Source organism: Pseudoduganella sp. R-32 (assembly GCF_049913245.1).
Lineage (GTDB): Bacteria > Pseudomonadota > Gammaproteobacteria > Burkholderiales > Burkholderiaceae_D > Rugamonas.
This window is the reverse complement of the sequence record NZ_CP183987.1, coordinates 6746017-6768576: the sequence shown is the minus strand read 5'-3', so window position 1 is coordinate 6768576 and position 22560 is coordinate 6746017. Positions and strand designations below refer to the sequence as shown.

The following is a 22560-nucleotide window of genomic DNA, read 5'->3' as shown; positions in this document are numbered from 1 at the left end:
AAAAGAATGAAGATTGAACGAGGCCTTGCCTGGAGTGAGAGCCAGTCCGGATTTGAAGCGGCCGACGGCACGCGCCTGTTCTACCGTAGCTGGATGCCGCTGGCGCCGCGTAGCGGAGCGCCACGTGCGCTGGTATTCCTGCATCGCGGGCATGAACATTCCGGCCGTATCGGCACGCTGGTCGAGCAATTCGGCTTCCACGGCGACTGGGCTTTTGCTTACGATGCGCGCGGACACGGTTATTCGCCGGGTGAGCGCGGCTCCGCGCCAAGTTTCGCCACCATGGTGGAAGACCTGGATACCTTCGTGCGCCATCTCTGCAGCAAGCATGGCTTTGCGATCGAGGATGTGCTGGTCATCGCCAACAGCGTTGGCGCTGTCGTGGCGGCGACCTGGCTGCATGACTATGCTCCGCGCGTGCGCGGCCTGGTCATGGCTGCCGCGGCCTTTGCGATCAAGCTGTATGTGCCGCTGGCAAAGCCGGGCCTGCGCTTTGCGCGGCGCTTCAAGCCGGAGCTGTTCGTGACCAGCTATATTCGTTCGACCATGCTGACGCATTCGGCGGAGCAGGCGCGCGCCTATGAACAAGACCCGCTGATCGCCAAGAGCATCTCGGCCCAGATCCTGCTGGAGCTTGCCGATACGGCGCAACGCATCGTGCACGATGCCGCCGCCATCGACACGCCGGTGCTGATGCTGGCCGCCGACCAGGACTATGTCGTGCATGAAGCGCCGCAGAAGTTGTTCTTCGAGCGCCTGTCTTCGCAAATGAAGCGTTATGTCAGGCTACAGCGCTGCCGCCACGCCATCTTCTACGAGGAAGACACTTCCGTTGCGATGCAGGCAAGCCGCAGCTTTATCGACGAATGTTACGCATCGCAGCCGGCATCGCCGGTGCGTTTCGCGGCTGCCGACCGGGAAGGACAAGGTGCGCAGCACTACGCCGCGCTGCAGGACAACCGGACCGGCAATGCGCTGACGCGCGCCTGGTTCGGCTTGCAGCGCAATATGCTGAAGCTCATGGGCCCGCTGAGCGATGGCATGAAGATCGGCCTGCGCCACGGTTTTGATTCGGGCGAATCGCTGGACTATGTCTATCGCAACCAGGCGGACGGCAAGCTTGGCTTCGGCGGCATCATGGACCGCGGCTACCTGGATGCCGTGGGATGGCGCGGCATCCGCCTGCGCAAGGTGCAGATGCAGCAGATGCTGGCGCAGCAGATCGCGGCCCACCAGGGCCCTGGTCCGGTGCGCATCCTCGACATCGCCGCAGGTTCCGCGCGCTACGTGCTGGAGACCGTCAAGCGCTTCCAGGACCGCGAGATCGAAGTCACGCTGTGCGACTACGAACAGCACAACCTGGACCAGGCCAGGAAGCTGGCGGAAAAGCTGCAGGTCAGCGCCCGCATCGAATACTGCCGCCGCGATGCCTTCAGCGCCGACAGCTACCAGGGCCAGGAAGGCCGCTACGACATCGCCGTGGTATCGGGCCTCTACGAGCTGTTCAGCGACAACACGATGGTGCTGCAGTCGCTGCGTGGCGTCTCGGCCAGCTTGCGTGAAGGCGGCAGCTTGCTGTACACCGGCCAGCCATGGCACCCGCAGCTGGACATGATCGCCTACACGCTGACCAACCACCGCGGCGAGCCGTGGCGTATGCGCCCGCGTGCGCAGGCCGAGATGGACGGCCTGGTCGCGCTGGCCGGTTGCCGCAAGCTGCGAACAATGATCGGGCTGGAAGGTATCTTTACTGTTTCACTTGCGGAGAAAGGCGCAGCGCCTGGCGCAGGCGGTTAAATACCGTCACCAGCGACAGCAACAGCACCACCGCAAGCAAGGCGTTGTGCCAGACCGGCGCAACGCCTGCCCAGACCAGCAGGCCGAGCAGGGCGAAGGCAAAGGCGCGGTCGCTCTTGCCCATCGGGCCGTCGAAACGGCGCGCGACGCCGATGCTGCTGGCCAGTACGCCAGCGAATTCGGCCAGCAGTGCAAACACCACGACCAGCACCAGCAGGTGCGTGAAGACGCCCGCCAGCAAGGCCGCTGGCAGGTACAGCGCAACGTCGGACACCTGGTCGCACAACTCGTTCAGCAAAGCGCCCAGGGCTGTCTTGTTGCCGGTCGCGTTGGCCAGCATGCCATCGATGGCATTCAGCGCCATGCGCAACAGCAGGAAGAAGGGCAGGCCGAGCCAAAGGCCAAGGCATTGCGGCGCCAATGCGAGCGCCGCGCCGTAGCCTACCGACAGCACCATGGCTGCCAGGGTGACCTGGTTCGGCGTAATGCCGAGCCGGGTGAGCAGGTTGAGGAATGGACGCAGCAGTTGCTGGAAACGCGGTTTAAGCTGGTAGATCGAAATGCTCATGAAGTGTAGGAGTTAAGGTAGATGCGGGCGATGAAAAGGCTGCGGCTGTAACCCATCGCGCAGTGCAGGTAGACCGGGCGGCCCTGGCTGCGTTCGGTGTCGATAGCGGCAAGGATGGTACGAACCTGCTGGCGGCTTGGGGCCTGCAGGTCCATCAGGGGAAGGTGCCGGTAACGGCCGCGCCGCAGCAGTTCGGTTTCGCTGAGTTCTGCGCTCAGGTCGATGATGCTGCAGCCCGGCGGCAGTTGCTGCGCTTCGCTGGCGCTCAGGCGGCGGCCTACCCACAGGCCATCGGTCGCCTGCGCGAAAGGCGGCTTGCCATGCTGGCGCCAGCGCACCAGCAGCCAGGTGACGGCGTAGCCGGCAAGGTAGGGCCAGAACAGCAGCCAGATCCAGGGTGGATGCCGGCCCTGGTTCTTGCGCAGGAAGGCCGCGTTGCGGCGGACGTATGCCAGGGCCACCAGCAGCAGGCTGGCGGCCAGATAGAGCCAGAGCCACGCGAGCGCGAACAGGCTGGCGGCCAGTAGCGCCAGTCCTGCCATGATGGCGTAGTAGAACGCGACGCTTTGGCGGGCGGTGGCGCCGGCGCGCACTGCGTGACAGGCGGCGGCCGCCAGGGCGATGCCGCCGGCGATATCGGCCACGGCATGCTGCCAGGTCAGCAGCGTGCTGGCGCCAACCAGCAGCAGCCAGCACGCCAGCACAATGCGCCAGGTCCGGCTGGCAATGGCTGGCCGCAGCGCGAGCCACAGCAGGATGCAGTAGGTGATGTGCAGGGACGGGAACTGGTTGTAGGGCCGGTCCGAGGCGTCAAGCAAGCCATAGGCCAGCTGCAGGAACGCGTGCTCGGGCAGCACCCTGGCGGCGGGGAAGCGGGCAGGAAAAATCGCGAACACGAGGCTGGCGGCGACGGTGGCGAGCATCAGGCGGCGGCTATAAACACGCAGCGCGTCTCCTTTGCGGACCTTGAAGAAGGCCCAGGCCAGCAAGGGCCCCGAACTGGCATAGGGAATGATCATCCACGGCAGGAACGGGATGGCTTGCTCGAACGGAAGCGCCAGCGTGCGCTGGACCTGCGCCGTTTCGGCAGCAAGGTTCGTGAGCGTGTAGCAAAGCCCGAATAGCAGGGCGTTGATGATCAGGTGCAGGAGTTGCATTCATGGCATTATGTCACGTGATATGAGTGAAGATCAAAAGTACGAGCGCTGCATGGTGATGGCGGGAGGAGGATTTCGCTTCGGCTATTACCTTGGCATGCACGCTGCGGCCGAAGACAGCGGCATGGCGCCCGACATCATCCTCGCCAGTTGCGGAGGTTCGCTGGCGGCAGCCATCATCCATGCCCTGCCGGATGCCGCGCAGCGCAAGCAGTGGCTTGCCTCTCCCGAGATGTACCAGTTCCTGTGCCGCATGCGCGCAGCGCCGCACGTGCGTGCGCTGCCGGTGCTGGGAGCGGCCCTGCTGCGCGGCCTGTCGCGCGGGCGGGCCAGCCGTGTGCCCGACGTGTTCGACGATTACATGTTCGAGCTGCCGGCAGCGCTGCCGTTGCCGGCGGCGCGCCCGCAGTCCCCGGCACTTGCCATCGTCGCAGCGAAACTGCTGTTCGGCCGGGAGCAGGCGGGCCAGGCGCGCGGCGACCGCGCCCTGTTCGCGGAAGTCCTGCTAGGCCCCGACCGCGCCTGCAGCCTGCTGCAAGGATGGCAGGCGCCGGCCAGTTCGCCCGCATGGAGCTGCGGCGCGGTCGCGCCCGGGCTGCTGCTGGACAGCGCCATGCCGGTTGCCGACGCCGTGCGCAGCTCGATCACGGACATGCTCTATTTCGCCTGCCACCAGCATGGCGGCGAACACTATATGGGCGGCGTGATCGACCTGTTCCCGATCGAGATCGCGCATGGCCTGGCACGGCACGTGACGATGGAAGCCAAGCCGCCGTTCGGCCAGGCGCTGGCAATTCCGGCGCTGCGCAAGGTTCTCGGCATCGATGGCAACGCGCGGCTGAAGCACGTGCACGCGCAGCATGCCCATGCCTGGGTCGACACCAGCGACATATCGAGCGCGCTGCGCGGCTGCGGCATGCGAAAGCGCATCGACTGGCTGGGCAACCGCATCAGGCTGGTGATGCCGCCCAGCCTGGCGGAGTATGCGAACGACGTCGAGGCGCAATGGCAGTACGGTTACCAGCGCGGCATGGAAGCGTATGCCAGTCCGGGGCTGCGCCTGCGCCACGCAACGAGGTTCAACAGGGGAAGACAATGAGGGTAATGATCATCGGCGGAACCAGCGGCATCGGGCTGGCCCTGGCCGGGCACTATGCGCAGCAGGGCGCCGAGCTGGCCTTGTGCGGGCGCGATCCGTCGCGCCTGGACGGGCATCCCATCGCCGCGCAAGCCGGCTTGCGGCGCTATGGCTTCGACATCGGCGACCGCCAGGCAGTGTTCGATGCGGTCGGCGATTTCGCGCAAGGAGGGCTGGACCTGCTGATCGTCACCGCAGGACAGTATGCCGATGCCGCGGCGCTGGCGCAGGACCGCATGCGCAGCCTGCCTGTGGTGCGCACCAATGTCTCCGGCCTATGCCATGCTTTCGATGCGGGAGCGCAGGCCATGCTGCACAGTGGATGCGGCCAGATGGTGGTGGTGGCGTCGATTGCCGGGCTGCTGCACGAATATCCGAACGGCTCGCTGTACAGCGCGAGCAAGCGCGCCGCGATTGCCATCAGCGATTCCTATCGCAAGGCGCTGGCGCCGCACGGCATCGATGTGACGGCAGTGGTTCCGGGTTATGTCGATACGCAGAAGCTGAGGGACCTGAATGGCGGAAGCGCGCAGCGCAAGCCTTTCCTGCAGACCGAAGAAGAGGCCGTGCGCCGCATTACCCGCGCCATCGCGGGCAGGCAGGCGCGCTGCATCTTCCCCTGGCAGCTGCACGCGATGGTGCGCGTGTTTAACCTGCTGCCAAAGGGCGTGCAGCGCTACCGCAAGAAGTGAATCAGTAGTGGTACGCTGCTTTCAGCATGATGACGTCGACGCCGCTGTTGGGCTTCTTGATGCCGCCATTCGAGAAGTGCTGCGCCTTGAGGGCGATTTCCCACTTGTTGTCGAAGACATAGCCGACGGCGATATGGTCGCCGAACTGGAAGGCGGTCGACAGGCCGTCATCGTTGTTCTTGTAGGTCTTGGAAAGCAGGTGCGCGCCGATGCCGCCTTCCACGTAAAAGCCCTTCTTGCTGGTATTCTCGTAGCGGAGGACCGGGGTGAAGCCGACGTCGAAGAGGTTCTCCTTGTCGCCGTGAACGTTGAGCCATTGGCGGGCCTGCCAGAAGCCGATGCTGGCGTCCCAGTAGCCGGTGACGTGGGTGCCGTTGGAATTGAACCAGCTCCATTCAGGGTTGAAGTCCTGCGTGGCGCCCAGGCGCACCATGCGGATTTTGGAAGCGGAGCCGGCCTCCACGTAGGCGGAATTGGTGTCGAAGGCGAAAGCGGATTGCGCTACAAATGCAGCGGCAGCAATAGCGAACAGTTTTTTGATTTGCATGTTTTTCTCTCTAGTCCTTGCCGCAGTCTTCATATTTGCTGAGGCAATGCCGGCAATTTTACTTTCGTTCTGAATTTTTTTCAGGCGACCCCTTAATTGTTAGAATCACTGCAATATTGGCATATCTGGAGCTTATTGTGACGCATCATCTGCGAATTGCATTTCTTGGCATCGGCTTGATGGGCGAGCCGATGGTCCTGCGCCTGCTGGCGGCAGGTTTCAAGGTCACGGCCTGGAACCGTACAGCGGGCAAGGCCGGCGTGCTGGCGGCCGCCGGCGCGGACCCGGACGACGTGCTGCCGCATGCGGTGGCCGATGCGGCGGTGGTGGTATCGATGCTGTCGGCGGGCGATGCAGTCGGCGGCGTGATCGATGCTGCGCTCGATGCGCTGCGTCCCGGCACGCTGTGGATCGACATGAGCTCGACGCGGCAGGACGAGGCACAGGCATTCCACGCGCTGCTGACGGGGCGCGGGCATCGCTTCATCGATGCTCCGGTGTCGGGCGGTGTCGGCGGCGCGCAAGCGGGTTCGCTGGCCATCATGGCGGGCGGCAGTGCGGCCGATTTCGAAGCGGCGCGGCCGGTGCTGGAAGCGATGGGCAAGCCCAAGCTGGTTGGTCCGGCCGGCAGCGGGCAGGTGGCAAAGCTGTGCAACCAGTTGATCGTCGGCGGTACCATCAACATCGTGGCGGAGGCCTTGCTGCTTGCGCTGGCGGCAGGCGCCGATCCGGTGGCGGTACGCGAGGCGATCCGCGGCGGCTTTGCGGAAAGCCGCGTGCTGGAAGTGCACGGCCAGCGCATGCTGGAGCGGAATTTCCTGCCGGGCGGGCAGGTGCTGACGCAGTTGAAGGACCAGCATAATATCCTCGCTGCCGCTGCAGCGGCGGGCGTGGCGCTGCCCGTCACCAGCCTGGTGACGGAGCGCTATGAGTCGATCAAGGATGTCTATCCGCGCGCCGATCATTCCGCCGCGCTGCTGGCGCTGGAGCGGCTGAACGAAGGCGTGCGGCTCGGCGCGCAGGCCGACAAGCTTCCTTAACGGGCTTGCGGCAGTGCCGCTTCTGCGAGATGCACCCAGAAGCTGGCGCCGATCGGCAGCAGGCGGTCGTTGAAGTCGTAGCTGGCGTTGTGCAGCACGCAGGGGCCGAGGCCGTGGCCGCCGTCGCGGTGCTCGCCTTCGCCGTTGCCGATGAAGATGTAGCAGCCGGGCTTCTCCTGCAGGAAGAAGGCAAAGTCCTCGGCGCCCATGGTCGGTTCGACGTTGGCGTCCACCATCGATTCGCCGACCACCGACTTCATGACGTCCAGCGCGAAGCGGGTTTCCCTGGCGTGATTCACGAGTGGCGGATAGTTGCGGCGGAAGGTGAACTCCACTTCCGCGTCGAAGGCGGCGGCAATGCCTTCCGCCAGCGACTGCATGCGCTTTTCCACCATGTCCAGCACCTCGGTGGTGAAGGTGCGCACGGTGCCGACCAGCCTGGCATCGTCGGGGATCACATTGGTGGCGCTGCCGGCGTGGATCTGCGTGATCGACAGCACGGCCGTATCCAATGGGCTCTTGTTGCGCGTGACGATGGTCTGCCACGCCTGTGCAATCTGCACCGCGATCATGATCGGGTCGATGCCCTTGTGCGGCTGCGCCGCGTGGGCACCCTTGCCGCGCACGGTCACATGGAATTCATTGGAAGAGGCCATCATCGGCCCTTCACAGGCGCCCAGCGCGCCTTGCGCCATGCCGGGCCAGTTGTGCATGCCGTAGATCGCATCCATCGGGAAGCGCTCGAACAGGCCATCCTTGATCATTTCACGCGCGCCGGCGCCGCCTTCTTCGGCCGGCTGGAACACCAGGTAAACGGTGCCGTCGAAATTGCGGTGCCTGGCAAGGTGGTGGGCCGCGCCGAGCAGCATGGCGGTGTGGCCGTCATGGCCGCAAGCGTGCATCTTGCCAGGGTGCTTCGAGGCGTGGGCGAAGGTGTTGATTTCCTGCATCGGCAGGGCGTCCATGTCCGCGCGCAGGCCAATGGCGCGTTCGGAGGTGCCGTTACGGATGATGCCAACCACGCCGGTCTTGCCCAGGCCGCGCTCGAAGGGGATGCCCCATTCGGTCAGCCTGGCGCAAACGACATCGGCGGTACGTTCTTCTTCATAGCAGAGTTCCGGGTGGGCATGCAGGTCGCGTCGGATCTGCTGCAACTCGGACTGAAACGCGATAATCGGGTCGATCAGTTTCATTGTTGTTCTCCATCGGTCTTGCCATTCTAGCCTCCCGGTGCGGTTTTCCGGAATCGTTTACGATACTGTTTTCAGCCGTCGCTAACCCAGATCAAGATGTCAACCACACAAGTCCGCGCCACCTGCCCGCACGATTGCCCCGATACCTGCGCCCTGCTCGTCACCGTCGAAGATGGCGTGGCGACCGAGGTGAAAGGCGATCCGGATCACCCGACGACCGCCGGGGTGCTGTGCACCAAGGTTTCCCGCTATACCGAACGAACCTATTCGCCGGACCGCCTGCTGTACCCGATGCGGCGCGTCGGCAGGAAGGGCGAGGGCAAGTTTGAACGCATCAGCTGGGAGCAGGCACTGGACGAGATCACAGCACGCCTGAAACCGCTGGCTGCGGCCGAGCCGGAAGCCATCCTGCCCTACAGCTACGCGGGCACCATGGGCCTGGTGCAGGGCGAATCGATGTCGTCCCGCTTCTTCCACAAGATCGGCGCCTCGCTGCTGGACCGGACCATCTGCGCCACGGCTGGCGCCACCGGTTACAAATACACGGTCGGCGCCTCGATCGGCACCGATATCGAGCAATTCCAGCGTGCCAGGCTGCTCATCATCTGGGGCGGCAACCCGATTGCATCCAACCTGCATTTCTGGACCCGTGCCCAGGAAGCCAAGCGCAACGGCGCCAGGCTGATTGCCATCGACCCCTACCGCTCCTTGACGGCGGAGAAATGCCACCAGCACATCGCGCTGCTGCCCGGCACGGATGCGGCGCTGGCGCTGGGCCTGATGCACATCCTGGTGCGCGAGGACCTGCTGGACCATGAATACATTGCCGACTACACCATCGGCTTCGAAGAGCTGCGCCAGCGCGTGGCGGAATGGACGCCGGAGCGCGTGGCGGCCACCTGCGGCATTACCGTCGAGGAAGTGGAAGGCCTGGCGCGCGAATATGGGGAAACCGCCAAGCGCGGCGAGCCGGTCGCCATCCGCATGAATTACGGCGTGCAGCGCGTGCATGGCGGCGGCATGGCGGTGCGCAATATTGCCTGTTTGCCTGCCCTGGTGGGCGCCTGGCGCCACGCGGCGGGCGGCGTGCAGTTGTCGGCATCCGGCACCTTCAGGAAAAACCTGGCGGCGCTCCAGCGCCCGGACTTGCTGGCGAAACAGCCGCGCACCATCAATATGACGACCATCGGCGACGACCTGCTGCGTCCGGCGTCGCCCGAGTTTGGCCCGCAGGTCAAGGCGGTCATCGTGTACAACTCGAACCCGCTGGCGGTGGCGCCTGATTCGTCCAAGGTGCAGGCGGGTTTTGCGCGTGAAGACCTGTTCACCGTGGTGCTGGAACATTTCCAGACCGACACCGCCGACTATGCCGACATCGTGCTGCCAGCCACCACGCAGCTCGAGCATACCGATGCTCACGGCGCCTACGGCCACCTGTACATGATGGCCAATAACCCGGCTATCGCGCCAATGGGCGAAGCCAAGCCGAACACCGAGATCTTCCGCCTGCTGGCGGCACGCATGGGCTTTGACGACCCTTGTTTCCGCGACAGCGATGACGCGCTGGCATCGGTGGCATTCGTGCAATTCGACTGGGAGTCACTCAAGCAGAAGGGCTGGCAGAAACTGGAAGTTCCCGATGCCCCCTTTGCATGCGGCAATTTCCCCACACCTTCCGGAAAATGTGAGTTCTACTCAGAAAGCATGAAGAAGGATGGCCTGGACCCGCTGCCAACCTATATCGCGAACTACGAATCTGCAGCATCTGCCCCCGATCTGGCGGCAAAATACCCGCTTGCGATGATATCTCCGCCAGCGCGCAACTTCCTGAACTCGACCTTTGTCAACGTGCAAAGCTTGCGTGCCACGGAGGGCGAGCCGCAGCTCGACATCAGTCCTGACGATGCGGCAACACGTGGCATCAACCACGGCGATATGGTGCGCATCTTCAATGATCGCGGTTCCTTCGTGTGCAAGGCCCGCGTGACGCCGAAGGCCCGCAAAGGCCTTGTGGTAGGGCTGTCGATCTGGTGGAAGAAGCTGGCCGGCGATGGCAAGAACGCCAATGAGGTCACCAGCCAACGGCTGACTGACATGGGTCGCGCGCCGACTTTTTACGATACACTGGTCCAAGTCGAGAAAGCCGCCTGAGAATGATTTATGCGCACGTTAGCACACCTGAAACTGCGCGCCAGATACCTGGCGACGGCGGGTCTGTGCGCCGGCCTCCTGGCGGGTTGTGCGCAATTCAAGTACTACTTCCAGGCTGCCCAGGGCCAGTACGCGCTCTGGTCTGACGCCCGTCCGGTCGACGACTGGATCGGCGACCCGTCCACCGATCCCAAGCTCAAAGCCCGCCTCGAGAAGGCCAAGCTGATCCGCAAATTCGCGGTCAAGGAGCTTGGGCTGCCCGACAACGCCAGCTACAAGAATTACGCCCCCCTGAACCGGCAGTATGTGTTGTGGAATGTGGTCGCCACGCCCGAACTGTCGCTGCGCCCGGTGCAATGGTGCTTCCCGATCGCAGGCTGCGTCAGCTACCGCGGGTACTACGACAAGGCCGATGCCGAGGCGTATGCCGAAGAGCTGCGCAAGGAAGGCAACGACGTGCAGGTCGGCGGCGTGCCCGCTTATTCCACGCTGGGCTGGCTCAGCGACCCGCTGCTGTCGACCTTCATCAACCACTCCGATGCCGAGCTGGCGCGCCTGATCTTCCACGAGCTGGCGCACCAGGTGGTGTACGTGCAGGGCGATTCCAAATTCAACGAAGCCTTTGCCTCGGCGGTGGAAGAGGCTGGCGTCAACCACTGGCTCGAGCTGTATGGCAACGATGCGATGCGCGAAGCCTATGCCCGCTACAACGTGCGGCGCCAGGACTTCATGGACCTGCTGGTGAAGCATCGCCAGATGCTGGCAGACAATTATGCGAGCAAGGCCAGCGCCAGGAAGAAGCGCGAGGAAAAGGTGCGCATCTTTGCCGCCTTGCAGGAAGAGTACAAAGTCCTCAAGGCCAACTGGGGTGGCTACAACGGCTATGACCGATTCTTTGCGGAACCGTTGAATAATGCCCATTTGGCATCTGTTGCAACCTATAATGATTTGCTGCCAGGTTTCCGCGCTTTGCTGGTGAAAGAAAAAGCATTCCCACAGTTTTATGCTGCGGTGCGGAGCATGAGCAACCTGCCATCCGTGGAACGGCATGACAGGCTGCACGAACTGGCGCGCTCTATGGCGCAAGCCAATGAGACTACGACGGCCGCCGCTGCCAAGGAACCGGGCGCCGTCAATTGACGCACAATCTATGCTGCTTTGCAGCACGGAGGCCCGCTAGAGTACCCGTTCCAAACCCGGAAAATAGCTTGCCCTGTGTCATGCTGCACGATAGCATCTAGAGTGCGGGAAAGCACGGCCGTTCTATTTTCGCAAATAAAACATATAAAACTGAGACAAAGAGGCACAGGATGGAAAAAATCTGGTTGAAGTCGTATCCCCCCGGCGTCCCGAGCGAAATCGACGCCACGCAATACCGCTCCCTGGTTCACCTGCTTGAAGAATCGTTCCAGAAGTACGCGTCGCGCAATGCCTTCGTGTGCATGGACAAATTCATCACCTATGCCGACCTTGACCAGCATTCCAGGCGCCTGGGCGCGTGGCTGCAAAGCCGCGGCATGAAAAAGGGCGCGCGCGTGGCCGTCATGATGCCGAACGTGCTGCAATACCCGATTGCCATCGCCGCCATCCTGCGCGCCGGCTACACCGTCGTCAACGTCAACCCGCTGTACACGCCGCGCGAGCTGGAGCACCAGCTCAACGACTCGGGCGCGGAAGCCATCATCATCCTCGAGAATTTCGCGACCACCCTGGAACAGGTCCTGCCGCGCACCCAGGTCAAGCACATCATCGTCGCCAACATGGGCGAGATGCTGGGCGGCCTGAAAGGCATGATCGTCAACTTCGTGGTGCGCAACGTGAAGAAGCTGGTGCCGCCGTTCTCGCTGCCGAACGCGGTGCGCTTCAAGGACGCGCTGGGCCACGCACGCAGCATGAAGCTGACGCCCGTCGAATTGCGCCATGAAGACATCGCCTTCCTGCAGTACACCGGCGGCACCACCGGCGTGTCCAAGGGCGCGACCCTGACCCACCGCAATATCATCGCCAACCTGCTGCAGATGCAGGCCTGGTCGGCGCCGAAGCTGGCCGACCTGCCGCCGGACGAGCGCACCATCATTTGCGCGCTGCCGCTGTACCACATCTTCGCGCTGACCGTGTGCGCCATGTGGGGCATCCGCGAGGGCGGCCTGAATGTGCTGATCCCGAACCCGCGCGATATCGGCGGCTTTATCAAGGAGCTGGCCAAGTACCGCTTCAACATGCTGCCGGCAGTGAACACGCTGTACAACGCGCTGCTGAACCATCCCGACTTCACGAAGCTGGACTTCTCCGGCCTGAAGGTCGCCAACGGCGGCGGCATGGCGGTGCAGAAGGCCGTGGCCGACCGCTGGCTCAAGATAACCGGCGTCACCATCGTGGAAGGCTACGGCTTGTCCGAGACCGCGCCGGTGGCAACTGCCAACCGCTTCGACAGCACCGAATTCTCCGGCATGATCGGCTTGCCGATTCCTTCCACCGAAGTGGCAATCCTGGACGATGCAGGCAGCGAAGTGCCGCTTGGCACGCCGGGCGAAATCGCGATCCGCGGCCCGCAGGTGATGGCCGGCTACTGGAACCGCCCGGAGGAAACCGCCAAGGTCATGACGGCCGACGGCTACTTCAAATCCGGCGACGTGGGCGTGATGGACGAGCGCGGCTACGTCAAGATCGTGGACCGCAAGAAGGACATGATCCTGGTCTCCGGCTTCAATGTCTATCCGAATGAAATCGAAGACGTGGTGGCGGCCCATCCGGGCGTGCTGGAATGCGCCTGCATCGGCGTGCCGGACGAGCATTCCGGCGAAGCGGTAAAAGTGTTCGTGGTGAAGAAAGACCCGAACCTGACCGTGGAAGCGCTGATGGAGCACTGCAAGCAAAACCTGACCGGCTACAAGAAGCCGAAATATATCGAGTTCCGCACCGAGCTCCCTAAAACCAACGTTGGCAAGATCCTGCGCCGCATGCTGCGCGACGAGAAGCCTGCGGACGACAAGAAGGCCGCGTAAGCGGCAAGGCACACGAAAGGCAACATGATGGAAAAAATCTGGCTGAAGTCTTACCCTGAAGGCGTTCCTGCGGAGATCGATATTTCGCAATACCGCTCCGTGACCCACCTGATGGAGGAATCGTTCCAGAAGTACGCAAGCCGCAACGCATACGTCTGCATGGACAAGTTCCTGACTTACTCCGAGGTGGACCAGCTGTCGAAGCAATTCGGCGCCTGGCTCCAGTCCAAGGGCCTGAAGCCGGGTGCGCGCGTCGCTATCATGCTGCCTAACGTGTTGCAGTATCCGGTCGCGCTGGCGGGCATCATCCGCGCCGGCTACGTGGTGGTCAACGTCAACCCCCTGTACACCCCGCGCGAACTGCAGCACCAGCTGAACGACTCCGGCGCCGAAGCCGTGATCGTGCTGGAAAACTTTGCCAACACCGTGCAGCAGGTAGTGGCGTCGACCCCGGTCAAGCATGTGATCGTGGCGTCGATGGGCGACCTGCTGGGCGGCCTGAAGGGCATGATCGTCAACTTCGTGGTGCGCAATGTGAAGAAGATGGTGCCGGCCTGGAACATCCCCGGCCACGTCAGCTTCAAGCAGGTGCTGTCCGAAGGCTCGCGCCTGACCCTCAAGCCGGCCGACCAGAAGCCTGACGATATCGCCTTCCTGCAGTACACCGGCGGCACGACCGGCGTGTCGAAAGGCGCCGTGCTGCTGCACCGTAACGTGGTGGCCAACATGCTGCAGAACGAAGCCTGGCTGCAGATGGCGCCCAGCGAAAAGCAGATGGTGTTCGTCGCTGCGCTGCCGCTGTACCACATCTATTCGCTGACCATTTCCTGCTTCATGGGCTGGAAGCTGGGCGGCATGAACATCCTGGTCCCGAACCCGCGCGATATCCCTGGCTTCGTGAAAGAGCTGGCCAAGTACCCTGTGACCGTGTTCCCGGCCGTGAATACGCTGTACAACGCGCTGCTGAACAATCCTGATTTCTCCAAGCTGGACTTCTCCAGCTACAAGATCTGCAACGGCGGCGGCATGGCCGTGCAGCAGTCGGTGGCTGACCGCTGGCTGAAAGTGACCGGCACCCCGATCATCGAAGGCTACGGCCTGTCGGAGACCTCGCCGGTGGCTACCGCCAACCGCGTCGACATCAAGGAATTCACCGGCACCATCGGCGTGCCGATTCCATCGACCGAACTGGCGATCCTGGACGACGACGGCAAGGAAGTGCCGCTCGGTTCCGCCGGCGAAATCGCGATCCGCGGCCCGCAGGTCATGGCGGGCTACTGGAACCGTCCTGACGAAACCGCGAAATCGATCACCCCGGAAGGCTTCTTCAAGACCGGCGACGTCGGCATCATGGACGAAAAAGGCTTCGTGCGCATCGTCGACCGCAAGAAGGACATGATCCTGGTGTCTGGCTTCAATGTGTACCCGAACGAAGTGGAAGGCGTGGTGGCTGCGCACCCGGGCGTGCTGGAAGTGGCTTGCGTTGGCGTACCCGATGCGAACTCCGGCGAAGCGGTGAAATTGTTCGTCGTCCGCAAGGACCCGAACCTGACGGCGGAAGCGCTGCTCGAGTTCTGCAAACACGAGTTGACCGCTTATAAGAAGCCGAAGTACATTGAGTTCCGTGATGAACTGCCGAAGACCAACGTCGGCAAGATCCTGCGCCGCCAACTGCGCGACGAAAAGAAAGCAGCATAAGCCGGCAAGTTTGATCTGGCGCAGAATATGGCTCCGGACCGGCTGTAGAGTGGAACGTACCACCTTGGCAGCCACCGGAAACCATATGGGCCTTCTTTACAATTTCGCACTCACCCTCAGCACCGAAGGCCGCCGCGCGCTGCGACAGCGCGAAGGCCTGCGCGGCTACTACGAAGTCTCCCGTCCCGGCATGACGCCCGACCAGGTCGAAGCAGCGTTCGACCTGTCGGTGCGCAGCGCAGAACGCGCCGTGCAGCGCCAGGTCAGCCATCACCCCCTCACGCAGGCGCAGTTCGATGCGCTGGTCAGCTATACGCACAATCTCGGCGCTGGCGGCGCGATGCTGGTGCTGCGCCGCATCGATTGCGGCGACCTTGATGGCGCGGCAGAGGCCATGCTGCGCAATATCAGCGCGCCTGTCGAAGGCCGCCTGGTGCCGCATGCCGGGCTGGCGGCACGGCGCAAGGAAGAAAGCGCACCTTTCCGCGCCTAGCTCTCCCTGCGCGGGCCGGGCTTGCCGTCTGCCACCGAGAACGACGCCAGCGTGGACAGCGCGCTGTTCGCGTCGCGCACATTGTCCAGGCCCTGCAACAGCACCGCGGCACGCTCGGGGCGCAAGTCCAGCAGCATGAAGCCGCGCTTGTCGCTGCGGCCGAAATGCATGTCGCGGTTCATGTCGACGTATTGCTGGGTGCGCGCCTGGGGGCGCGAACTGGAGGTGACGGAAGTGCCGCAGAATTCCGTTGCGACCACCGCATTGCCGGGGCCGGCCGCGCGCGCGGGATCGCGCCGCAAATCGGCGGCAAAGAAAGTATGCACGTCGCCCGACAGCACCAGCGGGTTGCGCGCGCTGCGCACGGATTCAAGCAGGCGGCCGCGGGCCGCGGCGTAACCGTCCCAGCCATCGGTCCAGAAGCGGCCGTCGCTGTCGCTGGCCAGGGGAAGCTGCGACATCTGCGCCATCAGGGTTTGCTGCGCGAGGATATTCCAGCGCGCCCTTGATTCCTTCAGCCCTTGTGCCAGCCATTGTTCCTGCTCGCTGCCCAGCATGCTGCGGCGCGGGTCGGCCAGGGCGGCGCAGGCGCGGCGGTAGACCGAGCTGGAACCGCCGCGCCCCGTCGGCTGGCAGGCATGGATTGAACGGTACTGGCGCGTGTCGAGCACGTGGAAGCGCGCCAGTTGCCCCCAGTCGTAGCGCTGGTAGATGCGCTGGGCGCGCAGCGGCTGGTGTTCGAAGTAGGCCTGGTAGGCAGCGGCGCGGCGCTGCACGAAGTCCGGCGACAGCAATTCATCGCGCGTCGGGCTGTAATCGTTGGCCACTTCGTGGTCGTCCCAGGTCAGCAGCCAGGGCGCGGCATGGTGTGCGGCCTGAAGGTCGGGATCGCTCTTGTACTGCGCATAGCGCGCGCGATATTCGTCCAGCGTGAAGCTCTCGTTGCGGCGCAGGACCGTGGCCGGGTGCTGCAGGCTGTAAGGCCCCCATTCATAGATGTAATCGCCGAGGAAGGCCACCAGGTCCGGCGCCGCTTGCGCGATGTGGCGGTGCGCGGCGTAATGGCCGAATTCCCAATGCTGGCAGGAGGCGACTGCCAGCTTCAATGCCGCCGGCATGCTGCCGGGCGCCGGCGCGGTGCGAGTGCGGCCGACCGGGCTGACGGCATCGCCGAGCATGAAACGGTACCAGTACCAGCGGTCCGGCTCCAGCCCACGCACGTCGACGTTGACGCTGTGCGCCAGCGCAGGCGCGGCAACGGCCGCGCCTTTCGCTGCGATGCGGGTGAAGCCTTCATCGTGCGCCACTTCCCAGCGCACCTGCTGGGCGATCGGCGGCATCGAAGCCGCGTTCAGCGGATCGGGCAGCAGCCGGGTCCAGAGGATGACGGAGTCGGGCAAGGGGGCGCCGGAGGCGACGCCCAGCGTGAAAGGGTAGGCGCCATTGGCGGCGCTGCGTGCTTGCGCGGGGAGATGGGGCGCCAGCACTGCCAGCGTGGCGACGCGGGCCGCAGCCTGGAGCAGGAGGCGGCGCTTGTCGTGCATCGGATTACAGCAGCGTTTCCAGCGGCGGCACCGGGCGCGGCTTGCGGTCAGGGCCGGTGGCGACGTAGGTCAGCGTGGCTTCGGTGACCTTGACGATATTGGCCTGCAGGCGGTTGCGCTCCGCATAGACTTCCACGTTGACGGTAATCGACGTGTTGCCGACCTTGACGATGTCGGCGTAGAAGGTCAGCAGGTCGCCGACGAAGACCGGATGCTTGAACAGGAAGGAATTCACGGCGATGGTGGCGACGCGTCCGTTGGCGCGGCGGGTGGCAGGCAGGGAGCCGGCAATGTCGACTTGCGCCATGATCCAGCCGCCGAATACGTCGCCATACACGTTGGCGTCGGACGGCGAGGGCATCACGCGCAGTTCAGGCATTTTTCCAGGAGGAAGGCCGCGGGAGGTTTGTTCTTGGGAGGTCATCGCAAATTCTCATGAAGGACTACAATTGATGGGATTTTAAACCAGCCAGCCCACGCACGTATGCGACGCTATTCGAATACCCCACCACCTCCGCCGGGCAAGTCCAGCAGCAATGCGCGCGGCGACATTGCCACTCTGAAAACATTGCTGCCCTATCTTTGGGTGTACAAATGGCGCGTGCTGGCCGCCCTGCTGGCGCTGGTGGGCGCCAAGGCCGCCAACGTCGGCGTCCCGGTCGTGCTGAAGAAGCTGGTCGACGACATGACCATCAAGCCGGGCGACCCGCACGCCTTGCTGGTGCTGCCGCTGGCAACGCTGGTGGCTTACGGCCTGCTGCGCCTGTCCACCACCATGTTCACCGAGCTGCGCGAGTTCCTGTTCGCGCGCGTGACGCAGCGCGCCGTGCGCACCATTGCGCTGAAGGTATTCCGCCACCTGCATTCGCTGTCGCTGCGCTTCCACCTCAACCGCCAGACGGGAGGCATGACGCGCGATATCGAGCGCGGCACGCGCGGCGTCAGCTCGCTGATTTCGTACACGCTGTTCAACATCCTGCCGACGCTGGTCGAGATCACGCTGGTGCTGGGCTACCTGGTCACGCATTACGACATCTGGTTCTCGGTGATCACCTTCTCGGCGCTGGCGATCTACATCACCTTTACCATCGTGGTGACGAACTGGCGCACGCACTTCCGCCGCACCATGAACGACCTCGATTCGAAGGCCAACACCAAGGCCATCGACTCGCTGCTGAACTACGAGACAGTCAAGTACTTCGGCAACGAGGACTACGAGGCCAATCGCTACGACGAGGGCTTGCAGCGCTACGAGAAGGCGGCGGTGAAATCGCAGACTTCGCTGTCCTTGCTGAACACCGGACAGTCGGCCATCATCGCGATTGCGGTCACGCTGATCCTGTGGCGCGCGACGCAGGGCGTCATCGACGGCACGATGACGCTGGGCGACTTGGTGCTGGTGAATGCCTTCATGATCCAGCTCTACATCCCGCTCAATTTCCTCGGCGTGATCTACCGCGAGATCAAGCAAAGCCTGGCCGACATGGAGCGCCTGTTCTCGCTGCTGAACGAGAACCGCGAAGTGGATGACGCCGCGCACGCCAGGCCGCTGCAGCCGCAGGGTGCCGAGGTACGCTTCAACCATGTGGACTTCAGCTACGATCCGAAGCGCCAGATCCTGTTCGACGTCGACTTCACCATCCCGGCCGGCACCACGACAGCCGTGGTAGGCCACAGCGGCTCGGGCAAGTCGACCTTATCGCGCCTGCTGTACCGCTTCTATGAAGTAAATAGCGGCAGCATCACCATCGACGGCCAGGATTTGCGCGACATCACGCAGCACTCGCTGCGCCATGCGATCGGTATCGTCCCGCAGGATACGGTGCTGTTCAACGACACCATCGAATACAACATCGCCTACGGCCGGCCCGGCGCCAGCAAGGACGAGATCATCGCCGCGGCACGCGCGGCATCGATCCACGACTTCATCGCCAGCCTGCCGGACGGCTACGACACCATGGTCGGCGAGCGGGGCCTCAAACTGTCCGGCGGCGAGAAGCAGCGCGTGGCGATTGCCCGCACGCTGTTGAAGGATCCTGCCATCCTGATCTTCGACGAAGCCACCTCCGCGCTGGACTCCAGGGCTGAACAGGCGATCCAGGCGCAGTTGAAGGAGATTGCGAAGAGCCGCACGACGATGGTGATTGCCCACCGCCTGTCGACCATCGCCGACGCCCAGCAGATCCTGGTGCTCGATCACGGCAGGATCGTGGAGCGCGGCACGCACGCGGCACTGTTAGCGCGCGAAGGCCTGTATGCCCAGATGTGGGAACGCCAGCAAGCGCGCGGCGAGCAGGAACAGGTTTCGCCGTCTAGCGGCGAATTGGTCAACTGACAGGAGGACGGGGATGGCGGTGAAGAAGGTTCTGGCAGTAGCCATTGCGGCAATTGGAGTCCTGGCTGTTGCGGTCGGCGTCAACACGGCGCGCAGCGGCAGCAAGCAACTGGTGGTGGAGAAAGCGCCAGTCCTGGCGATCGACGAAGCGGCAGCGGCGCAGCGCCTGGGTGAAGCCCTGCGCTTCGTCACCATTTCCGACTACAAGGATGCCGACGCCAACGCCGCCGAATTCGACAAGCTGCACGCCCACCTGCAAGCCAGCTTCCCGCGCCTGCACGCCGCGCTGAAGCGCGAGAACGTCAACGGCAAAGCCTTGCTCTACACCTGGCAGGGCAGCGATGCCAAGGCCGCGCCGGTGATGTGGATGGCGCACCAGGACGTCGTGCCGATCGCGCCCGGCACGGAAAAGAACTGGGAACAGCAACCATTCGCCGGCGTGGTGCGTGATGGCTTCATCTGGGGCCGTGGCTCGTGGGACGACAAAGGCAACCTCTACGCCCAGATGGAAGCCATCGAAATGTTGTTGGCCGCCGGCTTCCAGCCGCGCCGCACCATCTACCTGGCCTACGGCGCCGACGAGGAAGTCGGCGGCAAGCGCGGTGCGGCAAAGATCGCCGAGCTGCTGAAGTCGCGCGGCGTCAAGCTCGATTACGTCCTGGACGAGGGCCTGATGATCGTGCACGGCATGGTGCCCGGCCTGCAGCCAGGTGCCGCCATGGTTGGCGTAGCGGAAAAGGGATATGCCAGCTACAAGCTGGAACTGGAGACGGCGCCAGGCCATTCCTCGATGCCGCCGCAGGACACCGCCATCGGCATGATGAGCAAGGCGCTGGTTGCGCTGGAAGCGAATCCGATGCCGGTGCGCATGGCCGGCCTGCCGCAGCAAAGCTTCGAGATGATGGCGCCTGAAATGACCGGCATGAACCGCGTGGCGCTGTCGAACTTCTGGCTGTTCAAGCCGATGCTGGAACGGATGCTGGCCAAGTCCCCGAGCACGAATGCGCTGATCCGCACGACCACCGCGCTGACCATCGTCAACGCCGGCGTGAAGGACAACGTCTTGCCGGGCACCGCCAGCGCCACCGTCAACTTCCGCCTGCTGCCGGGTGATACGCTGGCGGGCGTTGAGCAGCACATGCGCCAGGTGATTGGCAACGACAAGGTCCGCATTACGCCGGACGGCGACTTCAATACCGAAGCCTCGCGTGTGGCGCGCCAGGACGGCGCAGCCTTTACGGCGGTGAATCGCACCATCCGCCAGGTCTTCCCTGATGTCGTGGTCGCGCCGGGCCTGATGATTGGCGCCACTGACTCGCGTTACTTCGATGGCATGAGCGACAGCGTGCTGAAGTTCGGCCCCGTGCGCGCCCAGCCGGAAGACCTGCCGCGCTTCCACGGCACCAATGAGCGCATGTCGGTGAAAGGCTTTGCGGACATGATCCGTTTCTACCACCAGCTTTTAAAAAACAGCGCTTAGCGTTTCATCAATAGGCTGATGAAAGTAACGATCATCGCTGAATTGCTCAGGAAAATGACGACGAGCATACCGAAGAGCCACCGGAACTGCTCCTCCTGCCGCTTTTGCGTGAAGTCGTTTCGATTGATGATGTGAATCGTAAGCCTTTGTTCAGCAGCCTGGATTTCGTTGCGGACGCGCAACTCCGACTGGGCAACGCTGTTGTCAATGTATTGCTTCAAGGAGACGAACTCGTGATGCTGCACATCCACTTTCTTCTCCAGTACAGTGACCCTGGATTCCAGATCGTCACCTGATGGTTTCGGAGTAGGTGCGTTCATTTTAGGCTCCTTTGGCGTGGGATGACTGCTTTGATCACGCTGTTGACCTGGAGTTCCCGCAAGTGAAAAAAAATGCCGCCCAGGTGGGCGGCATTTTCATTGGGGCGCAGATGCCTTACGGCAGCGGGCGGTCAGACAGTTCGCGGTCGTCGGTGGTGGTCAGCTCACCTTCCCATTTCGCCACGACAGCAGTAGCGATGGAGTTGCCGATCACGTTGGTGGCGGAACGCGCCATGTCCAGGAAATGGTCGATACCGAGCAGCAGGACCAGGCCCGCTTCAGGGATCTTGAATTGCGTCAGGGTGGCGGCGATCACTACCAGCGACGCGCGCGGCACGCCGGCCATGCCTTTGGAAGTCAGCATCAGCACGGCCATCATGGTGATCTGGGTGCCCAGGTCCATATTGATGCCGTAAGCCTGCGCGATGAACACCGTCGCGAAGGTGCAGTACATCATCGAGCCATCCAGGTTGAAGGAGTAGCCGATCGGCAGCACGAACGCGGCGATGCGGTTACGCACGCCAAAGCGCTCCAGGCCTTCCAGGGTTTTCGGGAAGGCGGCTTCGGAAGAGGCAGTGGAGAAGGCCAGCAGGGTCGGCTCCTTGACTTCCGATAGCAGCTTCAGCACGCGCTTGCCCAGGAACAGGAAACCGGCAAAAATCAGGATCGCCCACAGTACGCCGATAGAGAGGTAGAACTCCGCCATGAATACGCCGTAGGTCTGCAGCACGCCGACGCCGCTCTTGGCGATGGTGCCGGCAACGGCGGCGAACACGGCGAATGGTGCGAACTGCATCACGTAGCCGGTCACCTTCAGCATGATGTGCGCGATGCCGTCGACGGCGTCGATCAGCGGTTCGGCTTTCTTGCCCACGGCGGCGGCCGCGGTACCGAAGAACAGCGAGAACACCACGATCTGCAGGATCTCGTTCTTGGCCATGCCGTCAATGATCGAGGATGGCACCAGGTGGGTGATGAACTCTTTCAGCGACAGGCTGGAAGTCTGCAGCGTAGCGGCAGCGAGACCACCATCGGCCGGAATGTGGCCCAGCAGGGCGTCGCCTGGACGGAACAGGTTGACCATGATCAGGCCCAGCGTCAGCGACAGCACGGACGCAATGAAGAACCAGCCCAGGGTCTTGATGCCGACGCGGCCTACTTCCTTGGTGTCGCCCATTTTCGCGATGCCGACCATCAGGGTCGAGAACACCAGCGGCGCGATGATCATCTTGATCAGGCGCAGGAACAGGGTGGTGATGAGGGTCATGTACTCCGCAAAGCCGGCCGCTTGTGGCGCCGCTTGCGAGACATTGATGGCGTAGCCGGTGAGGATACCCAACGCCAGGCCGACGAGGATATAGGTGGTCAGGCGGTTTTTGTTGGCCATAAGCAAGATTCCTGA

Annotated in this window: 19 protein-coding genes; 11 read left to right on the top strand and 8 right to left on the bottom strand. The window is 63.3% G+C overall.

Features of this window, described 5'->3' with window-relative positions; all coding sequences use genetic code 11:
* Nucleotides 1–6: 6 nt before the first annotated feature.
* Nucleotides 7–1797 carry a bifunctional alpha/beta hydrolase/class I SAM-dependent methyltransferase gene (locus tag ACN9MU_RS31010; RefSeq protein ID WP_426319641.1) on the top strand — a complete coding sequence of 597 codons (1791 nt, stop codon included), beginning with the start codon at nucleotides 7–9 and terminating at the stop codon, nucleotides 1795–1797.
* Here the strand turns inward: ACN9MU_RS31010 and ACN9MU_RS31005 are convergent.
* Both ACN9MU_RS31005 and ACN9MU_RS31000 read right to left on the bottom strand, forming a co-directional pair.
* Nucleotides 1748–2365, bottom strand: coding sequence for a CDP-alcohol phosphatidyltransferase family protein (locus ACN9MU_RS31005; protein WP_426343901.1), 618 nt, complete (start codon nucleotides 2363–2365; stop codon nucleotides 1748–1750). The two genes, ACN9MU_RS31010 and ACN9MU_RS31005, sit on opposite strands and share 50 nt — an antisense overlap.
* Nucleotides 2362–3522 carry a phosphatase PAP2 family protein gene (locus ACN9MU_RS31000; protein ID WP_426319637.1) on the bottom strand — a complete coding sequence of 387 codons (1161 nt, stop codon included), beginning with the start codon at nucleotides 3520–3522 and terminating at the stop codon, nucleotides 2362–2364. The genes ACN9MU_RS31005 and ACN9MU_RS31000 overlap by 4 nt, the downstream gene beginning before the upstream one ends.
* Nucleotides 3523–3544: 22 nt before the next feature.
* Here ACN9MU_RS31000 and ACN9MU_RS30995 point away from each other — a divergent pair, with 22 nt between their 5' ends.
* Nucleotides 3545–4621, top strand: a complete 1077-nt coding sequence (locus tag ACN9MU_RS30995) for a patatin-like phospholipase family protein (protein WP_426319635.1) — start codon at nucleotides 3545–3547, stop codon at nucleotides 4619–4621.
* Nucleotides 4618–5352: an SDR family NAD(P)-dependent oxidoreductase gene (locus ACN9MU_RS30990; protein WP_426319633.1), complete on the top strand. Its 735-nt coding sequence runs from the start codon at nucleotides 4618–4620 to the stop codon at nucleotides 5350–5352. Before ACN9MU_RS30995 ends, ACN9MU_RS30990 begins: the two co-directional genes overlap by 4 nt.
* A 1-nt stretch (nucleotide 5353) precedes the next feature.
* Here ACN9MU_RS30990 and ACN9MU_RS30985 read toward each other — a convergent pair whose 3' ends face one another.
* On the bottom strand, nucleotides 5354–5899 hold the full coding sequence (locus tag ACN9MU_RS30985) for an acyloxyacyl hydrolase (protein ID WP_426319631.1): 546 nt from the start codon (nucleotides 5897–5899) through the stop codon (nucleotides 5354–5356).
* A 137-nt stretch (nucleotides 5900–6036) separates the two neighbouring features.
* Between ACN9MU_RS30985 and ACN9MU_RS30980 the strand changes: the two genes are divergently transcribed.
* A complete protein-coding gene (locus ACN9MU_RS30980) occupies nucleotides 6037–6939 on the top strand; it encodes an NAD(P)-dependent oxidoreductase (protein WP_426319629.1) in 903 nt (300 codons plus the stop codon).
* On the opposite strand, the gene ACN9MU_RS30975 is transcribed toward ACN9MU_RS30980, so the two are convergent.
* Nucleotides 6936–8132 carry a M20 aminoacylase family protein gene (locus ACN9MU_RS30975; protein ID WP_426319627.1) on the bottom strand — a complete coding sequence of 399 codons (1197 nt, stop codon included), beginning with the start codon at nucleotides 8130–8132 and terminating at the stop codon, nucleotides 6936–6938. The genes ACN9MU_RS30980 and ACN9MU_RS30975 overlap by 4 nt on opposite strands.
* 96 nt (nucleotides 8133–8228) lie before the next feature.
* Between ACN9MU_RS30975 and ACN9MU_RS30970 the strand changes: the two genes are divergently transcribed.
* From ACN9MU_RS30970 to ACN9MU_RS30950, 5 genes are all read left to right on the top strand, one after another.
* The gene (locus ACN9MU_RS30970; RefSeq protein ID WP_426319625.1) at nucleotides 8229–10283 is read left to right on the top strand and encodes a molybdopterin-containing oxidoreductase family protein; all 2055 of its coding nucleotides are present in this window, start codon (nucleotides 8229–8231) and stop codon (nucleotides 10281–10283) included.
* A gap of 9 nt (nucleotides 10284–10292) precedes the next feature.
* Nucleotides 10293–11423, top strand: coding sequence for an aminopeptidase (locus ACN9MU_RS30965; RefSeq protein ID WP_426166103.1), 1131 nt, complete (start codon nucleotides 10293–10295; stop codon nucleotides 11421–11423).
* A 170-nt stretch (nucleotides 11424–11593) separates the two neighbouring features.
* A complete protein-coding gene (locus ACN9MU_RS30960; RefSeq protein ID WP_426319622.1) occupies nucleotides 11594–13288 on the top strand; it encodes a long-chain fatty acid--CoA ligase in 1695 nt (564 codons plus the stop codon).
* Nucleotides 13289–13315: 27 nt separating this feature from the next.
* Entirely contained in the window at nucleotides 13316–14986 is a 1671-nt protein-coding gene (locus ACN9MU_RS30955) for a long-chain-fatty-acid--CoA ligase (RefSeq protein ID WP_426172341.1), read from the top strand.
* An 85-nt stretch (nucleotides 14987–15071) separates the two neighbouring features.
* Nucleotides 15072–15479: a lysozyme gene (locus ACN9MU_RS30950; RefSeq protein WP_426166098.1), complete on the top strand. Its 408-nt coding sequence runs from the start codon at nucleotides 15072–15074 to the stop codon at nucleotides 15477–15479.
* Here the strand turns inward: ACN9MU_RS30950 and ACN9MU_RS30945 are convergent.
* Nucleotides 15476–17023, bottom strand: coding sequence for an alkaline phosphatase D family protein (locus tag ACN9MU_RS30945; protein WP_426319620.1), 1548 nt, complete (start codon nucleotides 17021–17023; stop codon nucleotides 15476–15478). The genes ACN9MU_RS30950 and ACN9MU_RS30945 overlap by 4 nt on opposite strands.
* A gap of 4 nt (nucleotides 17024–17027) precedes the next feature.
* The gene (locus ACN9MU_RS30940) at nucleotides 17028–17447 is read right to left on the bottom strand and encodes an acyl-CoA thioesterase (RefSeq protein WP_426166091.1); all 420 of its coding nucleotides are present in this window, start codon (nucleotides 17445–17447) and stop codon (nucleotides 17028–17030) included.
* A gap of 60 nt (nucleotides 17448–17507) precedes the next feature.
* Here ACN9MU_RS30940 and ACN9MU_RS30935 point away from each other — a divergent pair, with 60 nt between their 5' ends.
* Both ACN9MU_RS30935 and ACN9MU_RS30930 read left to right on the top strand, forming a co-directional pair.
* Nucleotides 17508–19358 (top strand): ABCB family ABC transporter ATP-binding protein/permease, encoded by a 1851-nt coding sequence (locus ACN9MU_RS30935; RefSeq protein ID WP_426166088.1) that lies wholly within the window; start codon nucleotides 17508–17510, stop codon nucleotides 19356–19358.
* 13 nt (nucleotides 19359–19371) lie between these two features.
* Nucleotides 19372–20838: a M20 family peptidase gene (locus ACN9MU_RS30930; RefSeq protein WP_426319618.1), complete on the top strand. Its 1467-nt coding sequence runs from the start codon at nucleotides 19372–19374 to the stop codon at nucleotides 20836–20838.
* Here ACN9MU_RS30930 and ACN9MU_RS30925 read toward each other — a convergent pair.
* The gene (locus ACN9MU_RS30925; protein WP_426319616.1) at nucleotides 20835–21158 is read right to left on the bottom strand and encodes a hypothetical protein; all 324 of its coding nucleotides are present in this window, start codon (nucleotides 21156–21158) and stop codon (nucleotides 20835–20837) included. The genes ACN9MU_RS30930 and ACN9MU_RS30925 overlap by 4 nt on opposite strands.
* Nucleotides 21159–21273: 115 nt before the next feature.
* Complete coding sequence (locus tag ACN9MU_RS30920; RefSeq protein WP_426166081.1) at nucleotides 21274–22545, bottom strand: dicarboxylate/amino acid:cation symporter; 1272 nt, start codon at nucleotides 22543–22545, stop codon at nucleotides 21274–21276.
* Nucleotides 22546–22560 lie beyond the last annotated feature (15 nt).

Coding starts and splice junctions, on each gene's coding strand:
- ACN9MU_RS30925 (WP_426319616.1), bottom strand. CDS start 21,158: ATGAACGCACCTACTCCGAAACCATCAGGTGACGATCTGGAATCCAGG.
- ACN9MU_RS30920 (WP_426166081.1), bottom strand. CDS start 22,545: ATGGCCAACAAAAACCGCCTGACCACCTATATCCTCGTCGGCCTGGCG.
- ACN9MU_RS30945 (WP_426319620.1), bottom strand. CDS start 17,023: ATGCACGACAAGCGCCGCCTCCTGCTCCAGGCTGCGGCCCGCGTCGCC.
- ACN9MU_RS30960 (WP_426319622.1), top strand. CDS start 11,594: ATGGAAAAAATCTGGTTGAAGTCGTATCCCCCCGGCGTCCCGAGCGAA.
- ACN9MU_RS30970 (WP_426319625.1), top strand. CDS start 8,229: ATGTCAACCACACAAGTCCGCGCCACCTGCCCGCACGATTGCCCCGAT.
- ACN9MU_RS30985 (WP_426319631.1), bottom strand. CDS start 5,899: ATGCAAATCAAAAAACTGTTCGCTATTGCTGCCGCTGCATTTGTAGCG.
- ACN9MU_RS30950 (WP_426166098.1), top strand. CDS start 15,072: ATGGGCCTTCTTTACAATTTCGCACTCACCCTCAGCACCGAAGGCCGC.
- ACN9MU_RS30955 (WP_426172341.1), top strand. CDS start 13,316: ATGGAAAAAATCTGGCTGAAGTCTTACCCTGAAGGCGTTCCTGCGGAG.
- ACN9MU_RS31010 (WP_426319641.1), top strand. CDS start 7: ATGAAGATTGAACGAGGCCTTGCCTGGAGTGAGAGCCAGTCCGGATTT.
- ACN9MU_RS30990 (WP_426319633.1), top strand. CDS start 4,618: ATGAGGGTAATGATCATCGGCGGAACCAGCGGCATCGGGCTGGCCCTG.
- ACN9MU_RS30995 (WP_426319635.1), top strand. CDS start 3,545: ATGAGTGAAGATCAAAAGTACGAGCGCTGCATGGTGATGGCGGGAGGA.
- ACN9MU_RS30935 (WP_426166088.1), top strand. CDS start 17,508: ATGCGACGCTATTCGAATACCCCACCACCTCCGCCGGGCAAGTCCAGC.
- ACN9MU_RS31000 (WP_426319637.1), bottom strand. CDS start 3,522: ATGCAACTCCTGCACCTGATCATCAACGCCCTGCTATTCGGGCTTTGC.
- ACN9MU_RS30940 (WP_426166091.1), bottom strand. CDS start 17,447: ATGACCTCCCAAGAACAAACCTCCCGCGGCCTTCCTCCTGGAAAAATG.
- ACN9MU_RS30930 (WP_426319618.1), top strand. CDS start 19,372: ATGGCGGTGAAGAAGGTTCTGGCAGTAGCCATTGCGGCAATTGGAGTC.
- ACN9MU_RS31005 (WP_426343901.1), bottom strand. CDS start 2,365: ATGAGCATTTCGATCTACCAGCTTAAACCGCGTTTCCAGCAACTGCTG.
- ACN9MU_RS30975 (WP_426319627.1), bottom strand. CDS start 8,132: ATGAAACTGATCGACCCGATTATCGCGTTTCAGTCCGAGTTGCAGCAG.
- ACN9MU_RS30965 (WP_426166103.1), top strand. CDS start 10,293: ATGCGCACGTTAGCACACCTGAAACTGCGCGCCAGATACCTGGCGACG.